The sequence below is a fragment of the Pseudoclavibacter endophyticus genome, from assembly GCF_008831085.1.
GTDB classification, from domain to species: Bacteria; Actinomycetota; Actinomycetes; order Actinomycetales; family Microbacteriaceae; genus Pseudoclavibacter; species Pseudoclavibacter endophyticus.
This window is the reverse complement of record NZ_WBJY01000001.1, coordinates 876,754-894,131: the sequence shown is the minus strand read 5'-3', so window position 1 is coordinate 894,131 and position 17,378 is coordinate 876,754. Positions and strand designations below refer to the sequence as shown.

Below are 17,378 nucleotides of genomic sequence, written 5' to 3'. Positions count from 1 at the left end.
GGACCGACATGGGCGCCCGCTACGATTCCTTCGCCCGGCGACACCCCAGGCCGGGAAAGTTCGACAGGAGACCCCATGGATGCGCCGCAGGACACCTCCCCCGCCGACATGGATGCCTCGACACCCCCAGCCGTCGACGATCTGCCGCTGAGCCGCTTCGTCGACCGCGAGCTCAGTTGGCTCGCCTTCAATCAGCGAGTGCTCGAACTCGCCGAAGACGAGCGCGTTCCGCTCCTCGAGCGGACGAACTTCCTCGCCATCTTCGCGTCCAATCTCGACGAGTTCTTCATGGTGCGCATCGCGGGCCTCAAGCGACGCATCCTCACGGGACTCGCGGTGCCCACGCCTGATGGCACGCCCCCTGAGGCGATCCTCGAGACGATCCAGACGCAGGCCCGGGAATTGCAGGTGCGCCACGCACGCACCTACCTCGACAGCGTCGCGCCGGCGCTCAAACGCGAGAGCATCCACATCGTCAACTGGGAAGACCTCTCGAGTGACGAGCGGGAACACCTGCACGATGTCTTCGACGAGCAGATCTTCCCCGTGCTCATGCCGCTCGCCGTCGACCCGGCGCACCCGTTCCCGTACATCTCCGGCCTGAGCCTCAACCTGTCGGTTCGCGTGCACAATCCCGTCTCGGGCAAGGTCGAGTTCGCGCGGCTCAAGGTGCCGCCGGTGCTGCCGCGCCTCTACCCGTTGCAGTCCGTGTCGGGAGAGTCCAGGTTCATTCCGCTCGAAGACCTCATCACCCACCACCTCGGCTCGGTGTTCGCGGGCATGGAGATCCTCGACTTCCACGCGTTCCGGCTCACGCGAAACGAGGATGTGACGATCGAGGAGGACGAGACCGAGAACCTGCTCCAGGCGCTCGAGCAGGAGCTGCTGCGCCGCCGATTCGGCCCGCCGATCCGGCTCGAAGTGTCGGACGACATGGACGAGGAGACGCTCGAGCTGCTCGTGTCTGAGCTCGACATCACCCGCAACGAGGTGAGTGTGCTCCCCGGTCCCCTCGATCTCCGGGGCCTGTTCGAGCTCGGCCGCGTGCGACGCCCCGACCTCAAGTATCCGACGCACGTGCCCGTGACGGCGGCGGACTTCCGCACGAGCGACTCCGACGAGCAAGCCGACATCTTCGGCGCGATCGCCGCGCGGGACGTGCTCGCGCACCACCCGTACGAGTCGTTCTCGACGAGCGTGCAGGCGTTCCTGGAGCAGGCGGCGAGCGACCCCGACGTCCTCGCGATCAAGCAGACCCTGTACCGCACGTCGGGCGACAGCCCCATCATCGAGGCGCTCATCGACGCCGCGGAAGCCGGCAAGCAGGTGCTGGCGCTCGTCGAGATCAAGGCGAGGTTCGACGAGCAGAACAACATCGAGTGGGCGCGGAAGCTCGAGAAGGCCGGCGTGCACGTCGTCTACGGCCTCGTCGGACTGAAGACGCACTGCAAGCTGCTGCAGGTCATCCGAGAGGAAGACGGGCGGCTGCGCGCCTACAACCACGTCGGCACGGGCAACTACAACCCGAAGACGAGCCGCATCTACGAGGACTTCGGGCTGTTCACGTGTGACCCGGTCGTCGGCAACGACATCACGCGCCTCTTCAACCAGTTGTCCGGCTACGCGATCGAGAAGAAGTTCCAGCGCTTACTGGTGGCGCCGCTGCACCTGCGCAAAGGCCTGCTGCAGCACATCGATCATGAGCGCCGCGCGGCGCTCGACGGGCGCCCCTCCCGCATCCGCATCAAAGTCAACTCAATGGTCGACGAGCAGATCATCGACGCGCTCTACGCGGCCAGCCGCGTCGGCGTGCCGATCGACATCTGGGTGCGCGGCATCTGCGCGCTCCGCCCGGGCGTCCCCGGCATGAGCGAGAGCATCCGCGTGCGCTCGGTCGTGGGCCGGTATCTCGAGCACTCGCGCATCTTCACGTTCCATAACGACGGCGACACGCACCTGTTCATCGGCTCGGCCGACATGATGCATCGCAACCTCGACCGTCGCATCGAAGCGCTGGTGCGGCTCGCCGACCCGCACCAGATCGCCGCGATCGAGTCGATGTTCGACCTCGCGATGGACGACGGCACGGCCACGTGGCACCTCGACGCCGACGCACAGTGGACGCGCCATGTCATCAACGAGCACGGCGAGCCACTCACCGACCTGCACGATGAGATGATGCGTCGCACGATGCGGCGCACCCGCCGCAGCACCCTGAACTCCGAGGAGCACATCGCGTCATGACGTCACGAACGCACGAGGCCGCAGCCGACTCCCCGACGGGCGTATACGCGGCCGGAGTGCTGTTGTGGCGTGAGACCGGCGACGGAGTGGAGACCCTCGTCATCCACCGCCGACGGCATGACGACTTCTCGCTCGCGAAGGGCAAGGTCGACCCGGGCGAGACACTGCCGCAGACCGCGGTGCGGGAGACGTGGGAGGAGACCGGGCTCCGTGTGGCGCTCGCCGCTCCGCTCACGACGGTCGCGTACGACCTTCCGGACGGCCGGCCCAAGGAAGTCGCCTACTGGACGGCCGAGATCGACGAAGCCGCCCATGCCTCACACGCGTTCGTGCCGAACGACGAGGTCGATGCGCTCGAGTGGCTGCCGCTGGCGGCGGCCCGGGAGCGGCTCACGTACGACATCGACCGGGGTGTGCTCGATGAGTTCGCCGCCCGCGTCGACGCAGGGACCGCCCGGACCTTCGCCGTGATCGCACTGCGCCACGCCAAAGCCGCGCCGCCGCTCTCCTGGCCAGGCGCGGACGAATCGCGGCCACTCACCGGCCGTGGGCACGAGCAGGCAGAGCTCCTGGTGCCCATTCTGGAGGCGTTCGGGCCGCGGCGCGTGATCACGTCGTCCGCCGTGCGCTGCCGCGCCACGGTCGCCCCGTTTGCCACCGCGACCGGCATCGAGCCCGAGGTGAGCACCGCCATCTCGCAGCTGGCCTACGACGGCGGCGACGATGCCGTCGACGAGACCATCGCGGCGGTCATCGCCGACCGCACCCCGACGGTGCTGTGCAGCCACTCGCCGGTCATGCCGGAGATCGTGCGCGAGACCGCGCACGCGACCGACACGCCGACCGATCGCGTCATGCGTGCATCGATGCTGTCGACGGGCGAGTGCGTTGTGCTGCACGTCGCCCACGACGACCCGTCGCTCGGGATCGTTGCGACGGAGACGCACGGGCCACTCGTCTGACCCGCAGAAATCCCCCGAATCAAGGGCTTCTCACAGCCAGTTCACCTCGCGTTCACCAATTCAGCGCGATCACGTCACGGGCCGCACCTACATTCAGCCACGCAGTTCATACGGACTCATCACGACGATCCCCCCTGGAGGGAAATTCAATGAAGTTCACGCGTGTTGGCGCCTCGGTCGCCATGGCCGCTATCGCCGCCCTGACGCTCGCAGCTTGCGCGGGCGACGACACCGCCCCCGAGACCGACACCACCGCTGAGGGTGGCGAGAACGGCGGCGGCCTTTCGGGCACCCTCAACGCGACGGGCGCGAGCTCGCAGGAGCAGGCTCAGCTCAACGGCTGGATCCCCGGTTTCCAGGACGTCGAGCCCGGTGTGACCGTCAACTACACCCAGACCGGTTCCGGCACCGGCCGCGACAACTTCGTGGCGGGCCAGTCCGACTTCGTCGGTTCGGACCGCGCGTTCACGACCGATGAGATCGAGGAGAACGCGTTCGGCGCCTGCGCCGAGGGCAGCGACATCGTCGAGTTCCCCGCGTACATCTCGCCCATCGCGATCGGTTACAACCTGCCGACCGTCGACTCGCTGAACCTCGACGCCGCTACCCTCGCGGGCATCTTCGCCGGCGAGATCACGACGTGGAACGCGCCGGAGATCGCCGCCCTCAACGAGGGCGTCGAGCTGCCCGAGACGGCCATCACCGCCGTGCACCGCGGCGACTCGTCGGGCACCACCGGCAACTTCCTCGGCTACCTCGAGGAGGCCGCACCCGAGGCCTGGACCCACGGTGCGGAAGACGACTTCCCCGCCGCGCTCGGCGGCGAGTCGGCTGACGGCACCGCTGGTGTCGCGGCCGCGGTCGGTGGCGCCGAGGGCACCATCGGCTACCTCGACGCCTCGGCTGCCGAGGGTCTCCAGACGGTGGCCATCCAGTCTGGCTCCGACTTCGTCCAGCTCAGCCCTGAGGCCGCTGCCGCTGTCGTCGCCGGTTCGCCGCAGGAAGAGGGCCGTGCCGAGACCGACGTGGTCTTCGAGCTCGACTACACGGGCGTTGACGGCGCCTATCCGATCGTGCTCGTCTCGTACCTCATCGGCTGCGCCGAGTACCAGGATGCCGAGAAGGCCGAGCTCGTGAAGGCGTACTTCAGCTACATCATCACGGCCGAGGGCCAGGAGGCCGCTTCGGCTGCCGCCGGCAACGCTCCGATCTCGGACGAGATCCGCAGCGCCGCCCAGGCCGCGATCGACGCCATCAGCTAGCTCCCCGCAGCTTCGAGTGCCGTTCACCGGCGAATGAGTTAGACCGTGCCCGGTGCCGCGCAATCCTGCCGGCACCGGGCACGCCTGCTCTCGCAATCTCCAACTCACGAACGCTGACGAAGCCCCTGCTTCGTAAGGAAGGTCAGTTCGATGTCGAGTACGAAATCCTCGATGGAGCGTACTGAAGCAGCTCCCGCGTCCGGCGGGGCGTCGCGCACTGTGCGCCGCCCGGGCGACACCATTTTCCAGACGATCTCGACGACGTCTGGTGCGCTCATCCTGGCCACGCTTGCGGCCGTGTTCTTCTTTCTGCTCATCCAGGGTTCCGAATCGCTCGTCGCGCCGATCAGCGACGCGCACGACGCCTCGCTCCGGGCCGGCGCGAACCCGCCCGGCTTCTGGGGGTACGTGGCGCCGCTCGTTTTCGGCACCGTCTGGTCGTCGGTCATCGCGATGATCATCGCCCTGCCGGTCGGCGTCGGCGTCGCCCTCTTCATCAGCCACTTCTCGCCGCGCCGCCTCGCGGTGTCGCTCGGCTTCCTCATCGACCTGCTGGCTGCCGTGCCTTCGGTCGTCTACGGCCTGTGGGGCATCCTCGTCTTCGCCCCGGTCGCCGGCCCCCTCTACGCGTGGCTCAACGAATATCTCGCCTGGATCCCGTTCTTCGGCGGACAGGCGACCCCGACCGGCAAGAACATGATGACCGCCGGTATCGTGCTGGCGATCATGATCCTGCCGATCATCACGGCGCTCTCGCGAGAGATCTTCCTGCAGACGCCGCGCCTGAACGAGGAGGCGTCGCTCGCGCTCGGCGCGACCCGCTGGGAGATGGTGCGCATGGCGGTATTCCCCTACGCGAGCTCCGGCATCTTCGCCGCGAGCATCCTCGCCCTCGGCCGTGCCCTCGGTGAGACGATGGCGGTCACCATGGTGCTGTCATCGGCATCGATCATCTCGTTCGAGGTGTTGACGTCACAGAACCCCATGACGATCGCCGCGAGCATCGCCAAGCGATTCCCCGAGGCGTTCGGCACGAACTCATCGACGCTCATCGCCGGAGGCCTCGTCTTGTTCGCGATCACGCTCGTCGTCAACTCGCTGGGCCGGTGGGTCATCGCCCGCCGGGCGAAGTAAGGGAACCGGACCATGTCGACTGAAACCGTCAAATCGACCTCCGCCGGGTCATCGAGCGGCCCTGGCGCTTCGAAAACGACACCCCCGAATCGCCCGTCGAAGACCGTCAACGCGCTGACCTCTGGGCGTCTGCCCAAGTGGGCCATGCCCGTCCTGGTGCTCGCGAGCTTCGTCGCGAGCTTCCTCATCTTCCTCGGCATCTGGGCGGCCGACCCTGAGGGGAAGCCGCTCATCAACGTGGTCGAGCAGACCGGCAACCTCACGATCGGCTACAACTGGGGCGGCTTCCTCGCCCTCGGCGGTGTGATCTTCATCGTCGTCGGCTGGCTGATGTCGCGCATCGTCGAGGGGGCGCGGCAAGCGGCCAACCGTTTCGTGCAAAGTCTCGTCGTGACCGCCTTCGTGCTCGCGCTGATCCCGCTGGCGTCGCTCATCACGATCCTCTTCATCAACGGTCTCCCCGGCCTCGTCGATCCCGACTTCTTCCTGCACGACTCGTCGCGCCCAGGTGAACGCGGTGGTCTCCACGCCATCGTGGGCACGCTGCTGATCACGTTCTTCACGAGCCTCATCACGATCCCGATCGGCATCTTCACCGCCGTCTACATCGTCGAGTACGGCCGGGGTGGACGCCTGACGAAGGCGATCACGTTCTTCGTCGACGTCATGACGGGTATCCCGTCGATCGTCGCCGGTCTCTTCGCGTTTGCCCTGTTCATGCTGTTCACGCAGACGTTCGGCGGCGACCTCACGACGGTGCGCGCCGGCATCGTCGGCTCCATCGCCCTCATGGTGCTGATGCTGCCGACCGTGGTCCGCTCGTCGGAGGAGATGATCCGCCTCGTGCCGCAGGAACTGCGCGAGGCGTCGTACGCGCTCGGCGTTCCCAAGTGGCTCACGATCGTCAAGGTCGTGTTGCCCACCTGCCTCGCCGGCCTCGTCACCGGCGTGCTGCTCGCCATCGCCCGCGTTATCGGCGAGACGGCCCCGCTGCTCGTCGCGGCGGGCATGTCGATCAACATGAACACCAACCCGTTCGGCGGCGTCATGTCGTCGCTTCCGACCTTCGTGTATCAGCAGTGGAACTTCACGACGGCGGAGGGCAACCAGCTCGCCTGGGCGGGCGCACTCGTGCTGTTGCTCATCGTGGTCGTCCTCAACGCGATCGGCCGCGTCGTGTCGTACTACTTCTCGCCCAGGGGCAGCCGCTAAGCGGCGGAGCCCGGACACCAGAAAGGAACCGCCGTGTCCAAGCGCATTGAGCTCAAGGATCTCGACATCTACTACGACAAGTTCAAGGCTGTCGAGGGCGTCAACATGTCCATCGACCCACGGAGCGTCACCGCGTTCATCGGCCCCTCGGGCTGTGGCAAGTCGACCGTGCTCCGCTCGCTGAACCGCATGCACGAGGTCATCCCCAAGGCCTGGGTCGACGGCGAGATCCTGCTCGACGGCGACAACCTGTACGGCCCCGGGGTCGACCCCGTGCTCGTGCGTCGCCAGGTCGGCATGGTCTTCCAGCGCCCCAACCCGTTCCCCACGATGTCGATTCGTGAGAACGTCATCGCTGGTGTGCGCCTCAACAACCGTCGTATTTCGAAGTCGGACGCCGACACGCTCGTCGAAAAGTCGCTCACGGGTGCGAACCTGTGGAACGAGGTCAAGGACCGCCTCGACCTGCCCGGCGCAGGTCTTTCCGGCGGTCAGCAGCAGCGTCTGTGCATCGCCCGCGCCATCGCGGTCGAGCCCGAGGTGCTGCTGATGGACGAGCCCTGCTCGGCCCTCGACCCGATCTCGACGCTCGCGATCGAAGACCTCATCGACGAGCTGAAGAGCGAGTACACGATCGTGATCGTGACGCACAACATGCAGCAGGCCTCCCGCGTCTCGGACAGAACGGCGTTCTTCAACATCGCCGGCACCGGCAAGCCGGGCAAGCTCATCGAATACAACTCGACCAAGCAGATCTTCGAGAACCCGGTCGAGAAGCAGACGGAAGACTACGTGTCGGGCCGCTTCGGCTAAACCTCGGCACCGTCCCACGAGCGGGCGGCCGGCTGGCGGACGCCACCTGGCCGCCCGCTTCGTCATTGGAGCGGGGCCGACGTCGGCGAACGAGTAGCGCCGAGCCGCAGAACGCCTCTCGGCGAGTGGCCGCTCGAAGCGGCGAATAATTGGAGCCCGGGGTTACTGCGGCCCGGCCCTGCGAGTGTACAGAACGAGCCGGGGCGGAATCGACCCTTCCGGGGCGTGCTCGCGCAGCGCGAACAGGAGGCGGGCGGCGAACGGGCGCGACGGCCGCATCCGGCGCTAATCGAGCGCGTCGTCGTGCCAGCGCATGGCCGCGGCGTGCAGGTCTTCGGCGACTTCGAGGTATCGGGCTCCTCGGCGGGTGAGAACGGCCGCACGCCGCTCGTCGGTTGCATCGCTCGAGGCGGCGAGTTCGGCTGCCCCCTGCGACATGATGCGGCTGAAGGCGCTTGCGCGTTCGAGCGCGATGCCCACATCGCCGACGAACGCGCCCCGCAGGATCTCGTCGCAGAGGGCGACGATCTTCTCGGGATCGGTCGGAGTCTCGGCACCGGCCACGACGTGGCTGATCGTGCGATCGAGCTCGATGCCGCGCTGGAACATGTCTGCGGTCGACTCCGGGCTGTTCCGAGCGACATCGCGGATGAGATAGAGACGCCACATGGCTCCCGGCAGTGAAACCGCGGCCGCGGCCGCCCAGAGCTCGGCGAGGTCGTCGATGCCGTGCTCGTCGGTGAAGGCGACGAGTCGCGCGACCACGTCCGGGTCAGCGGCGTCACGTCCACGGTGCAGCAGCGCTGCGGCGGTGTCATGCGCGATGCGGCTCACCTCAGACGGATCGGCGGAGCCGCAGAGGTTCTCGAAGGCGCGCGCGGGCACCCGCACCGGTCGGTGATGACGGTGGGTCACATGGACTCCTTCCACGCGCCGGGCGCGACGCTCGCGCCTCGACAAGTCTGCGCGCATCCGGCGCCGATCGCGACACGTGCCGCGTGACGCGAATGGCGGTTCCACGGAAGGGTCGGGCGGGCGCGCGAGCGACCACGGTACCCGACGCGCCGCGCCCGCCCGCGCAGGTGCGGTCGTTAGGCTGAGGACCATGTCGAGCACGCAAGGCCCCAGCGACCGCGGCGACGACTCGCTCGTCGAAGACTCGTACGCGATGTCGTCGTACCCGGCGTTTCGCGGCAAGCAGGTCGTGCTCGGCGTCGCCGCGCTTGTGATCCTCGTCACGATGTTCCTGCCGTGGTGGGATGCTGAGCTCCTGCTCGATCGCGCGGCCGACACCCTGAACGGCTGGCTCATGCTGGTGACCGGATTCTCGGTCGGAAGCCTCGGCATCCTCACCGGGTATTCGTGGTTCGGCAACGTGATGTTCGGCCTCGTGCCGGTGCTTCCGCCCCTCGTGGTCGCGGTGCTCGCGGTGCTGCGGGTGCTGCGGGTGTACGTCGCTCCGGCGATCACGATCGCCCTCTGGGCGATCGTCTCGGCCATCGGTCAAGTCTGGATCATCTTCTACGGCACCCTGCGCATCGATGCGGCGAACGGCGTGTACCCCGTCATGGCCGGCCCGTGGATCGTGCTCGTCGTCTCGATCGGACTCGCGGCGCTGTGCCTGCTCTGGTGGCGCGCCGAGCGGGTGCACTTCCCGCCGCAGCGCCTGTTCGGCATGCGCCGCAAGCCGCACGCCGAGCCCGCGCCGGACGAGGTGCCGGGCCAGGCCGTGGACACGGCTCGATCGTTGGAAGCCGACGAGCTCTTCGCCGACCTCGATGAGGAGGATCCGGCTGGAGACGACGCCCAGCTCTCGCTCGGCAATGATTTGCGCGTCACCGGTGAGGGGGCGGCAGGCGAGGCGCCGACCGGCGCACACGATGACGGCGAGGCACCGACGCGTCGCGCTGACGACTCGGGCGAACCGTCCAGGTGAGGGAGGGCCGCGATGCGTCTCGTGCACCGAGTTCGGGTCTCGCGGCCCGCGAACTTGGGTAGCCACGGCGGCCGGTCGAGGCGCTACTCTTGACGGTGCCGCAACGCGGCATCGGGCCTGTAGCTCAGTTGGTAGAGCATCGGACTTTTAATCCGCGGGTCGTGGGTTCGAGCCCCACCGGGCCCACTCGACCTCGGTCTCGATCCGATCGGGCGCGATGCCGGCGACGGCCTCGTCCACCTCGAGCTCGATGACCTCTGCTGGACCAGACCGACGCGGGCCCGTCATCCAGGACGGCGGGGTCACGGCAATGTCGAACTCACCGGCTGTTGCCGTCGTTTCCTCCGCTCGTCGTGGTGGTGTGGTCGGCGAGGAGCGCGAACCCGTGGCGGTCGACCGATATTGATGTGGCGGACAGGATGACCACGCCCGTGCCTGCGGCGCGGTCAAGCCCGAGCCAGGATCGGAAGCCACCGGAGCCGCCGTTGTGCCAGGTGATCTCTCGGCCGTTCACCTCGGTGGTGATCCAGCCGGCGCCGATGCGTGCGCTTCGGCCGAACGGGGCGACCGGATCGAGCGCGGCGATACCGGGGGCCGAGCCAGCAAGCAGGGCGGCCGCGACCGTGGCCATGTCGCGGATGCAGGCACGGATGCCGCCGGCTGGCCCGAGGGCCTCTCCCGTCCAAGGCTGGCGCGGCGCACCTCGCCTACTCCGGCCGGTGAGCGCGTCGGCTCGAAGCTCGTCGATCGTCGCCGGAACGTAGCAGCACCCGAGTCCAAGTGGATCGGCAAGGCGAGTACGGACCAGCTCGGCGAAGGTCGTTCCCGCGGCGCTGGCAATGGCATGACCGAGCAACTCGAACTCGAAGTTGGAGTAGCGAGCCCGCGGCTCGCCCACCTCGACGCCGCGCGCCTGGGCGAGAAGCTGCTCCAGGCTCTCGCCGTACGGGTTGCTCCCATACCGCCACAGCGCGACGGTCCGTCGAAGCGGCTGGGCCGACTTGGGAAGGCCAGGTAGCCCGGAGCGATGGGCACTGATCGACGCCAACGTCACGCGCGCGGCGGGAACCTCGCCCAGCGGCAGCAACGCCCCCAAGGTCGAGTCAGGCCCGATCTCTTCGCGTGCCAACGCCTCGGCGTAAAGCAGCCCGGTGATCCCCTTCGAGACCGAGGCGATCTCGAAGTCGGCGTCAAGCCCGGCCCCCTGGGTGGCCACAGTTCCTCCTGTCGGCACGACCGTAGCGGCGGCGAACACCCGATGCCGAGGCCCGAGCATCTCCCCGACTCTGGCAGCGAGCCGCTCATCAGATGCCATCTCCGTCACGACGTGCCACCCGACAGCCGACGACCACCGTGCTTCTTGTGGACGGCCTGCTTGGAGACCCCCAGCACCGCCGCGATCTCCGCCCACGTCACCCCCGCGTTGCGAGCCCGGCGAACGAGCACTGCCTCCACCCGCTCCATCTCGCCGCGCACTCGCATCATGGCTCCCAACCCGACCAGGGGATCATCATCGGCAATGGTCACTGTCAGACCCGTAGGCTGCTCAACATCCACGACGTCAACCTACGTTGACCGACCGCTCTGACGTCAACTCAAATTGACCAATGATCGGCACATTGCCGGTTGACCGACGAGCGACCAACCTCATCGGCCAACCGACGCCGCCCGGACACCTTTCCATGATTCCTCGCCATCTGAGGCCAAAGCTCGAAGACGCCTTCAGGCACGCGTACGTGCTAGGCGCCGGCGGCGAGGAGCATGCGGCAGCGGCCGTCGTCGGGACGATGGCGGGCGCGGGCGAGGCGGCGGGGCTCCGTCGGGATGCGCTCGGCGGTGCGGTGCGGTGCGACGCGGCGCTGCCGCCCGGCAGCGGGGACACAGGCGAGCGGCCTAGCGTCGCCCCATGAGCGATCAGCGAAACCTCGACCCCGACAACGACCAGCAGATCCGCGACGACACCGTCTACAGCCCCTCGAGCGAGACCGAGACCGAGGTCAAGCAGGACGAGCCGCCGACGGCGCCGGTCGATGACGACATCGACGCGTCGGCGGTCAAGACCGCGCCGGGCACGGGCGGTCCCGACGATGTGGGCGAGGTCGAGGTCGACCCCGCCGACATCCACCTGCCGCAGGGCGACGGCGGGCCGGCGTAGCCCGATTCCGACCTCGCGCCGGCGCCCCTCGATGGACCGCCGGGCGGCGGCGTGGCGCGTCAGCTCTCCTCCTCGAGACCGTCGCCCGCATCGACCGCGCTCCCAGGAGGCGGGCGTTCGATAGCGGATAGACCATCACCATCCCGGAACGCAGAAGGAGAGCGAGCGCATGACGCAGGAGCGCGACGAGCGAGACCGCGAGCAGCCCACCGCCCCGATCGACGGGCGCACGCCCGACGGTGAGCCCGACGGGGTGCTGTCGGCCCCGCAGACCGGACACCCGAGCCAGGCCGAGGGCGAGGACCCGGCCGCGCGCGAGGGCGACCACCCCGATCCGGCCACCCGCGGCTTCCCCTCCCAGGCTGAGGGCGACGACCGCGCCTAGGCCGTATTGGGGGCGGGAGCCGGGGCGGCGGCGAGCGGGGCCCCGGCGTCACCCGCCCACACGCCGGCCATGGCGCGCCCGACGTCCAGCGACGCCTCATAACCTGACGCCATGCACCTGCTCCCTTCCTCCGCCGCGGCCCGAGAGCGCGCTCCCGGTCGCGGCTCGCCCCGCCTCACGCGTAACGTCGTGCCCGGCGTGCACCGCCTCGAGCACGCGCACGTCAACTGTTACCTGCTCGACGACGCGCAGGGCATCACGATCGTCGACGCCGCCCTGCCCGCCACCTGGCGGCACGTGCCGGCCGCGCTCGACGCCATCGGCCGCATCCCCTCCGACGTGCGCGCGGTCGTCCTCACGCACGCGCACTTCGATCATCTCGGCTTCGCCCGGCGCATCCGCACCGCCTGGGGCGTGCCGATCCTCGGGCACGCCCTCGAGCAGCCGATCGCCTCGCACCCGTACCGCTACGCGCACGAGTCGCCGCGGTTCGGCTCCGCTCTCCGGCACGTGAGCGGCGCGGCCATCATCGCCCGCATGGCCGCCGCCGGAGCGCTCATGGTGCCCGGCGTCGACGACCTCGAGCCCATCGCGCCCGGCACCGAGCTCGACCTGCCGGGGCGTCCGCGCGTGGTGTTCACACCGGGGCATACGTTCGGCCACTGCGCGCTCCACCTGCCCGCGGCGGATGCGGTGCTCACTGGCGACGCCCTCGTCACGCTCGACCCCTACACGGGCGCCCGCGGGCCGCGCCTCGTCTCGCGCGACGCTACGGCCGACTCGGCGGCCGCGCTCGACGCCCTCGACGCCCTCGACGAGCTCGACGCTTCGGTCCTCCTGCCCGGGCACGGCGAGCCGTGGCGCGACGGCGTTCGCGCCGCGACCGCGGCCGCCAGGCGGGCCGGCGTGCACTGAGCGCGCGTCGGCGGCGCTCGTGCCGGCGCTCGACCCGCCGCTCGCTGCGGTGAGGTCCGTGCCGCGCCGCCTCGCCTCGGCCCGCCCCGCTTCGGCCCGCGAACACGATCGACCTCCTGCTGTGTGTTCAAGTGTCTCAGCGCAGAAGGTCAGCTGAGAAGTCCCTGCACGATTCGCTCCTCTGCACAGGTTCGCGGTGTCGCATTGTCGGGTCAAGCAAAAAGGGAGATGCAGTCATGATCGGAAAAGGCAGCGTGCGCAAGGCCGCTGAATCAACGGCGTGGAGTCCGGTTCGGACGCTCTCGGGCTGGGGCGTGCGGAGCGGACACGCCTACACGGCGGGGTTCGCGTCGATCGGGTTCACGCTCGTCTCGTGGCTCATGTCGCGCGGAAACGACGACAGCAAACCGCAGGCCGACCGCTGGGGCTTGTTCATCGGGGAATGGGCGCCAACCTTCTTCGCGCTCGGCATTGCACTCAAACAGGAAGAGGGTTAGGCGCCGTGGTTTGGATCACCCGCATCGCCACCGCGCTCACGGCCATCGGAGGCATCAACTGGGGCCTTGTCGGCGCGTTCTCGTTCAACCTCGTCGACGCGATCTTCGGGGAGAGATCGGTCGTGTCGCGCATTGTCTATGTCCTGGTCGGAACCTCGGCACTGGTGACGCTCGCAACGCTCGTGCGCCCGAACCCGGATGTGGCTCGCATCGACGAGTGAGTTCACCCGTTCTGAGGGCACGCTCTTGCTCCACCGGGCACGCAGCCCCCACCGACTGAGGACGCCTGTATTGACGCACGGCCAGCGGGAGGAACGCGGCCATGATCGCGGCCGGCCAAACGACGGCAGCGGTCAGCGTGCCAGCCCGGCATCATCTCCGGCGGAGTGAAGACCGAGGAGATGAAGCCGAGCGGAAACGCCACGGCGAAGAGCATGTTGGCGGTCTCGTTGTTTGCGCGGCAAAGTCCCAGAAAATGCCTCCGAATGCCAGAGCCAGGCGCGGCCTCGGGCCGCTCCCCGCGCTGGCTCAGCTCTCCGACGACACCAGACCCCCGACTCAGGAAGCGCTCGCCGCGTCGTAGACGATCTCGCCGCCGATCACTGTCTGCTCGATCGGCACGTCCAGGATCTCGTCGGGGGTGAGCGAAAGCAGGTCGCCGCCGAGCACGACGAGATCGGCCGCCATGCCCTCTGCGAGTGTGCCCTTCCAATCCTCGGCGCGATCCTGATGCGCACCCGCCACGGTGTACGTGCGCAGGGCCTCCTCGAGCCCGATCCGCTCCCCCGGCCCGAATACCTCGCCGGTCACGGCGCTCGTTCGCGTGAGCATCGTGTGGATTCCCTCCCGGAAGCTCGGGTGCACGACGGGGGCATCGGACGAACTCGCCACGACGACCCCGGCATGCAGCGCCGTGCGATACGGCCACTCATAGTCGATGCGCTCACGGCCGACCACGTCCATGAGCTGGTGCGCCGTCGACCGCTTGATGTTGGGGTTGAAGCTGGCGCCGAATCCGGCCGCGGCCATGCGCGCCAGGGTCGCCGGCGATGCGAAGTCAGAGTGAATGACGTAGTGCCGTAGGCCGCGGTCGCCGAGCTGCGCGACCGCGTGCTCGTACATCTCGACCGTCACGTCAATCGCCCGGTCGCCCGTTGCGTGCGTGCCGACCTGGAACCCGAGTTCGTGCGCCGTGAGCACCCACTCCCGGAACGTCGCGAGCTGCTCGGCCTCCGTCTCGCCCGGCAGGATCGGCCCACCCGTGCCGCCGCCGACGTAGGGCTCCGACATCCACGCCGTGCGCGCCTGCGTTGGTACCCCGTCGGCCGCGATCTTCACCTGGTCGACGGTGAGGAAGCGGGGGTCGACCCCAGCATCCTTCATCGTCGCCGTCACGGTGAGCAGGGCCTCGCGCAGGTCGCCGACCTGGCTCGCCATGACCATGAGCGTGCCCCGCTGGCGGATGTCGCCCGCGGCGTAGGCCTCGCGGTACAGCTCGATCGAGCCGAGGTCGAGGCCGGCGTCGGTGAACGACGTGATGCCCTCGGAGCGCATCATCGTCGTCGCGAGTACGAGCGCCTCGCGGCGCTCGGCGTCCGTGAACGGCGGTATTGCCGCGTTCATCATCCAGGCGGCGCCCTCGAGCAGGATGCCGGTCGGCTCACCCCGGCCGTCTTTGACGATCTCGCCGCCCGCGGGCGGCGCCGTGTCGCGACCGATGCCGGCGATCTCGAGCGCCTTCGAGTTGACCCATGCGGCGTGCCCCGACCACTGCGTCAGCACCACGGGATGATCGGGCGCGATGTCGTCGAGGTCCTCGCGCGAGGGGGTGCGCCCCTCGGCGAGGTACCCGACGTCCCACCCGAACCCGCGAATCCACTCCCCCGGCGCTTTGTCGCGAACCGCCCGCGCCACGACGTCGCGGATGTCGGCGATCGACGAGACCTGTTCCTTGCCGATCGATAGCGTGAACGGCGGCCGGAAGGTGCCGATGCCGACGGGGTGCAGGTGCCCGTCGTTGATGCCGGGGATGACGGTGGATCCGCCGAGGTCGATGACCTCGGTGCGCGGCCCCACGAGCGATCGCACGTCGCGATCGTCGCCGACCGCCTGTACCACCCCGCCGCGGATGGCGATCGCCTCGCGCGGCGCGAACTCGCCAGCCAGGGTCAGCACCCTGCCGCCGTGGAAGACGAGATCGGCATGGTTCTCAGTGGTGGTCATTCGTGCTCCTCGTGAGGCTCGAGAGGGCTGCCTCGCAGCCCGCGTTACGGTTTCCGGTGAGTGGATGCGGCGCGCGGCCGGTTAGGCCACGGGCTGGAAGTCGAAGAGCGACAGCCCGCCGACCTGCGGCGCCTCGGCCGTGACGACGTCCGGGTTGAGGAACATCGAGGCCTGGCCACGGCCGTACATCGTGTACCAGGCCTGGTCGACGACGTACTCGTTGAGCTCCTGCGCGATCGCCGGGCGCTCCTCATCGGTACCGAACTGGTAGTCGTCGATGAGCCCCTGCGCGGTCTCGTCGGTCGCGCCGAACGGGTTGAAGGGCGCGTTGTCGCCCAGGAAGGTCGTCATGGTCGCCCAGTCGCCCTCGTACGACGCCGTGTACATGCCCATGGGGAACTGGCCGCCGAGGATCGCCGGCGGCACCTCCGACGGCGACATGCTCTGGTAGTCGACCGTGATACCGATCTCGGCGAGCATCGACTCGATGCTGGTCATGATGCCCGCGCCGAGCACCTCGTAGTACGGCATCGTGACGCTGAAGCCGTCGGCGTAGCCCGCCTCGGCCATGAGCTCCTTTGCGCGCTCGGGGTCAAACGAGTTCGCCGAGTCGAGCTCGGGCACATACCCCTCCGTGCTCGGGCCAAAGACCTGAGCGGTCTCTTCGCTGGCCTCTTCGCCACCGAGATAGGCGTTCTTGATCGACTCCGTGTCGATTGCGAGCTGAATGGCTTCGCGAACGCGCTGGTCGCCGAGCGCCGGCACGACACTGCCGGCGCGGTCGAAGATGACGAGGCCGGCCCAGCTCGGACTCGTGCCGAGCCTCGTGAACCCGGCCTCCTCGGCGGTCGCGGCCGCCTGGAGGTCATTGAGGAAGGTCACGTCAACCTGGCCGGCCTGCAGGGAGTTCAGCGCGGCCGACTGGTCGGCAAGCAGCAGGATCGTGAGGTCCTGGAACTGCACCTCGTCGGCCCGCCAGTTGTCGGGGTTCGCCTGGAACACGTACTGCGAGCCGATGGTGGTCTGCGTCTCGTCGAGCGTATACGGGCCCGTGCCGACCGGATGCGAGGCGATGTCGCCGCTTTCGATGGCCGTGGGCGACATGATGTGCCCGATGCTGAACGAGAGGTTTTCGAGCAGTGCGGGGTCGGGCGCCGAAAGGCCAAGGTCGACCGTGTATTCGTCGGTCGCCTGGATGCTGTCTACGAGCGCGAGATCGGCGGTCGCGGGGCCGTTGGCATCCCGGTAATGCTCGAGGTTAGCGACGACGGCGTCGGCGTTGAACGGCGTGTCGTCCGTGAACGTGACCCCCTCGCGCAGCTCGAGCGTGAGCGTGGTCTGCTCGTCGTCGTACTCCCACGACTCGGCGAGCCCGGGGGTCAGTTCGCCGTCGGACTGGCGCACGATGAGGCGGTCGTAGACGGCCTCGTAGTAGTTGGCGGTGAAGGTGATGTCGCCCAGGGCGGCATCCCACGTGGCGGGCTCGGCCGACGTGCCGAAGGTGAGCGAGCGGGTCTCGTCGCCCTGCGCGCCGGCGTCGCCGCCGCCGCAGGCGGTGAGGGCGAGGATGCCCGCCAGTGCTGTGGCGGCGATCGTCGCCGTGAGAGATCGGGGTCTGGTGCGTTGCATGATTGCTCCTT

At 68.6% G+C, this 17,378-nt stretch carries 17 protein-coding genes and 1 tRNA gene; 13 read left to right on the top strand and 5 right to left on the bottom strand.

Going from position 1 to position 17,378, the window contains the following annotated elements:
• Positions 1-75 precede the first annotated feature (75 nt).
• From F8O04_RS03780 to pstB, 6 genes are all read left to right on the top strand, one after another.
• Complete coding sequence (locus tag F8O04_RS03780; protein WP_158027987.1) at positions 76-2,244, top strand: RNA degradosome polyphosphate kinase; 2,169 nt, start codon at positions 76-78, stop codon at positions 2,242-2,244.
• Complete coding sequence (locus tag F8O04_RS03775) at positions 2,241-3,206, top strand: NUDIX hydrolase (protein WP_158027986.1); 966 nt, start codon at positions 2,241-2,243, stop codon at positions 3,204-3,206. Before F8O04_RS03780 ends, F8O04_RS03775 begins: the two co-directional genes overlap by 4 nt.
• 149 nt (positions 3,207-3,355) lie before the next feature.
• A complete protein-coding gene (pstS, locus tag F8O04_RS03770) occupies positions 3,356-4,468 on the top strand; it encodes a phosphate ABC transporter substrate-binding protein PstS (protein ID WP_158027985.1) in 1,113 nt (370 codons plus the stop codon).
• Positions 4,469-4,639: 171 nt separating this feature from the next.
• A complete protein-coding gene (gene pstC / locus F8O04_RS03765; protein WP_225734852.1) occupies positions 4,640-5,602 on the top strand; it encodes a phosphate ABC transporter permease subunit PstC in 963 nt (320 codons plus the stop codon).
• Between the two features lie 12 nt (positions 5,603-5,614).
• Entirely contained in the window at positions 5,615-6,814 is a 1,200-nt protein-coding gene (gene pstA / locus F8O04_RS03760) for a phosphate ABC transporter permease PstA (RefSeq protein WP_158027983.1), read from the top strand.
• Between the two features lie 33 nt (positions 6,815-6,847).
• Positions 6,848-7,627 carry a phosphate ABC transporter ATP-binding protein PstB gene (pstB, locus tag F8O04_RS03755; RefSeq protein ID WP_158027982.1) on the top strand — a complete coding sequence of 260 codons (780 nt, stop codon included), beginning with the start codon at positions 6,848-6,850 and terminating at the stop codon, positions 7,625-7,627.
• Positions 7,628-7,912: 285 nt separating this feature from the next.
• Here the strand turns inward: pstB and F8O04_RS03750 are convergent, their stop codons facing one another.
• A complete protein-coding gene (locus F8O04_RS03750) occupies positions 7,913-8,542 on the bottom strand; it encodes a DNA-directed RNA polymerase subunit beta (RefSeq protein WP_158027981.1) in 630 nt (209 codons plus the stop codon).
• A gap of 190 nt (positions 8,543-8,732) precedes the next feature.
• Here F8O04_RS03750 and F8O04_RS14745 point away from each other — a divergent pair, with 190 nt between their 5' ends.
• Together F8O04_RS14745 and F8O04_RS03740 are read left to right on the top strand one after the other, a co-directional pair.
• The gene (locus F8O04_RS14745; RefSeq protein ID WP_188726289.1) at positions 8,733-9,563 is read left to right on the top strand and encodes a hypothetical protein; all 831 of its coding nucleotides are present in this window, start codon (positions 8,733-8,735) and stop codon (positions 9,561-9,563) included.
• A gap of 113 nt (positions 9,564-9,676) precedes the next feature.
• Positions 9,677-9,749 (top strand) — tRNA-Lys (locus F8O04_RS03740).
• 133 nt (positions 9,750-9,882) lie between these two features.
• Here F8O04_RS03740 and F8O04_RS03735 read toward each other — a convergent pair.
• Complete coding sequence (locus tag F8O04_RS03735; RefSeq protein ID WP_225734973.1) at positions 9,883-10,839, bottom strand: serine hydrolase domain-containing protein; 957 nt, start codon at positions 10,837-10,839, stop codon at positions 9,883-9,885.
• A 44-nt stretch (positions 10,840-10,883) separates the two neighbouring features.
• Positions 10,884-11,120, bottom strand: coding sequence for a hypothetical protein (locus tag F8O04_RS03730; RefSeq protein ID WP_158027979.1), 237 nt, complete (start codon positions 11,118-11,120; stop codon positions 10,884-10,886).
• A 349-nt stretch (positions 11,121-11,469) separates the two neighbouring features.
• Between F8O04_RS03730 and F8O04_RS03725 the strand changes: the two genes are divergently transcribed.
• The 5 genes from F8O04_RS03725 to F8O04_RS03705 all read left to right on the top strand — a co-directional run bounded on the left by F8O04_RS03725 (position 11,470) and on the right by F8O04_RS03705 (position 13,736).
• Positions 11,470-11,718 (top strand): hypothetical protein, encoded by a 249-nt coding sequence (locus tag F8O04_RS03725; RefSeq protein ID WP_158027978.1) that lies wholly within the window; start codon positions 11,470-11,472, stop codon positions 11,716-11,718.
• A gap of 169 nt (positions 11,719-11,887) precedes the next feature.
• Entirely contained in the window at positions 11,888-12,103 is a 216-nt protein-coding gene (locus tag F8O04_RS03720; RefSeq protein ID WP_158027977.1) for a hypothetical protein, read from the top strand.
• Positions 12,104-12,214: 111 nt separating this feature from the next.
• Positions 12,215-13,018 carry an MBL fold metallo-hydrolase gene (locus F8O04_RS03715; protein WP_158027976.1) on the top strand — a complete coding sequence of 268 codons (804 nt, stop codon included), beginning with the start codon at positions 12,215-12,217 and terminating at the stop codon, positions 13,016-13,018.
• A gap of 236 nt (positions 13,019-13,254) precedes the next feature.
• Positions 13,255-13,515, top strand: coding sequence for a hypothetical protein (locus F8O04_RS03710; protein WP_225734851.1), 261 nt, complete (start codon positions 13,255-13,257; stop codon positions 13,513-13,515).
• Between the two features lie 5 nt (positions 13,516-13,520).
• Entirely contained in the window at positions 13,521-13,736 is a 216-nt protein-coding gene (locus tag F8O04_RS03705; RefSeq protein WP_225734850.1) for a DUF378 domain-containing protein, read from the top strand.
• Positions 13,737-14,073: 337 nt separating this feature from the next.
• On the opposite strand, the gene F8O04_RS03700 is transcribed toward F8O04_RS03705, so the two are convergent.
• Both F8O04_RS03700 and F8O04_RS03695 read right to left on the bottom strand, forming a co-directional pair.
• Positions 14,074-15,738 carry an amidohydrolase gene (locus tag F8O04_RS03700; protein ID WP_158027974.1) on the bottom strand — a complete coding sequence of 555 codons (1,665 nt, stop codon included), beginning with the start codon at positions 15,736-15,738 and terminating at the stop codon, positions 14,074-14,076.
• Positions 15,739-15,819: 81 nt separating this feature from the next.
• The gene (locus F8O04_RS03695) at positions 15,820-17,367 is read right to left on the bottom strand and encodes an ABC transporter substrate-binding protein (RefSeq protein ID WP_158027973.1); all 1,548 of its coding nucleotides are present in this window, start codon (positions 17,365-17,367) and stop codon (positions 15,820-15,822) included.
• Positions 17,368-17,378 lie beyond the last annotated feature (11 nt).

What these genes read in the sequence shown, in the direction of transcription:
- F8O04_RS03780 (WP_158027987.1), top strand. Translation starts at nt 76, where the DNA reads ATGGATGCGCCGCAGGACACCTCCCCCGCCGACATGGATGCCTCGACA.
- F8O04_RS03775 (WP_158027986.1), top strand. Translation starts at nt 2,241, where the DNA reads ATGACGTCACGAACGCACGAGGCCGCAGCCGACTCCCCGACGGGCGTA.
- pstS (WP_158027985.1), top strand. Translation starts at nt 3,356, where the DNA reads ATGAAGTTCACGCGTGTTGGCGCCTCGGTCGCCATGGCCGCTATCGCC.
- pstC (WP_225734852.1), top strand. Translation starts at nt 4,640, where the DNA reads ATGGAGCGTACTGAAGCAGCTCCCGCGTCCGGCGGGGCGTCGCGCACT.
- pstA (WP_158027983.1), top strand. Translation starts at nt 5,615, where the DNA reads ATGTCGACTGAAACCGTCAAATCGACCTCCGCCGGGTCATCGAGCGGC.
- F8O04_RS14745 (WP_188726289.1), top strand. Translation starts at nt 8,733, where the DNA reads ATGTCGAGCACGCAAGGCCCCAGCGACCGCGGCGACGACTCGCTCGTC.
- F8O04_RS03735 (WP_225734973.1), bottom strand. Translation starts at nt 10,839, where the DNA reads ATGCTCGGGCCTCGGCATCGGGTGTTCGCCGCCGCTACGGTCGTGCCG.
- F8O04_RS03725 (WP_158027978.1), top strand. Translation starts at nt 11,470, where the DNA reads ATGAGCGATCAGCGAAACCTCGACCCCGACAACGACCAGCAGATCCGC.
- F8O04_RS03720 (WP_158027977.1), top strand. Translation starts at nt 11,888, where the DNA reads ATGACGCAGGAGCGCGACGAGCGAGACCGCGAGCAGCCCACCGCCCCG.
- F8O04_RS03715 (WP_158027976.1), top strand. Translation starts at nt 12,215, where the DNA reads ATGCACCTGCTCCCTTCCTCCGCCGCGGCCCGAGAGCGCGCTCCCGGT.
- F8O04_RS03710 (WP_225734851.1), top strand. Translation starts at nt 13,255, where the DNA reads ATGATCGGAAAAGGCAGCGTGCGCAAGGCCGCTGAATCAACGGCGTGG.
- F8O04_RS03700 (WP_158027974.1), bottom strand. Translation starts at nt 15,738, where the DNA reads ATGACCACCACTGAGAACCATGCCGATCTCGTCTTCCACGGCGGCAGG.
- F8O04_RS03695 (WP_158027973.1), bottom strand. Translation starts at nt 17,367, where the DNA reads ATGCAACGCACCAGACCCCGATCTCTCACGGCGACGATCGCCGCCACA.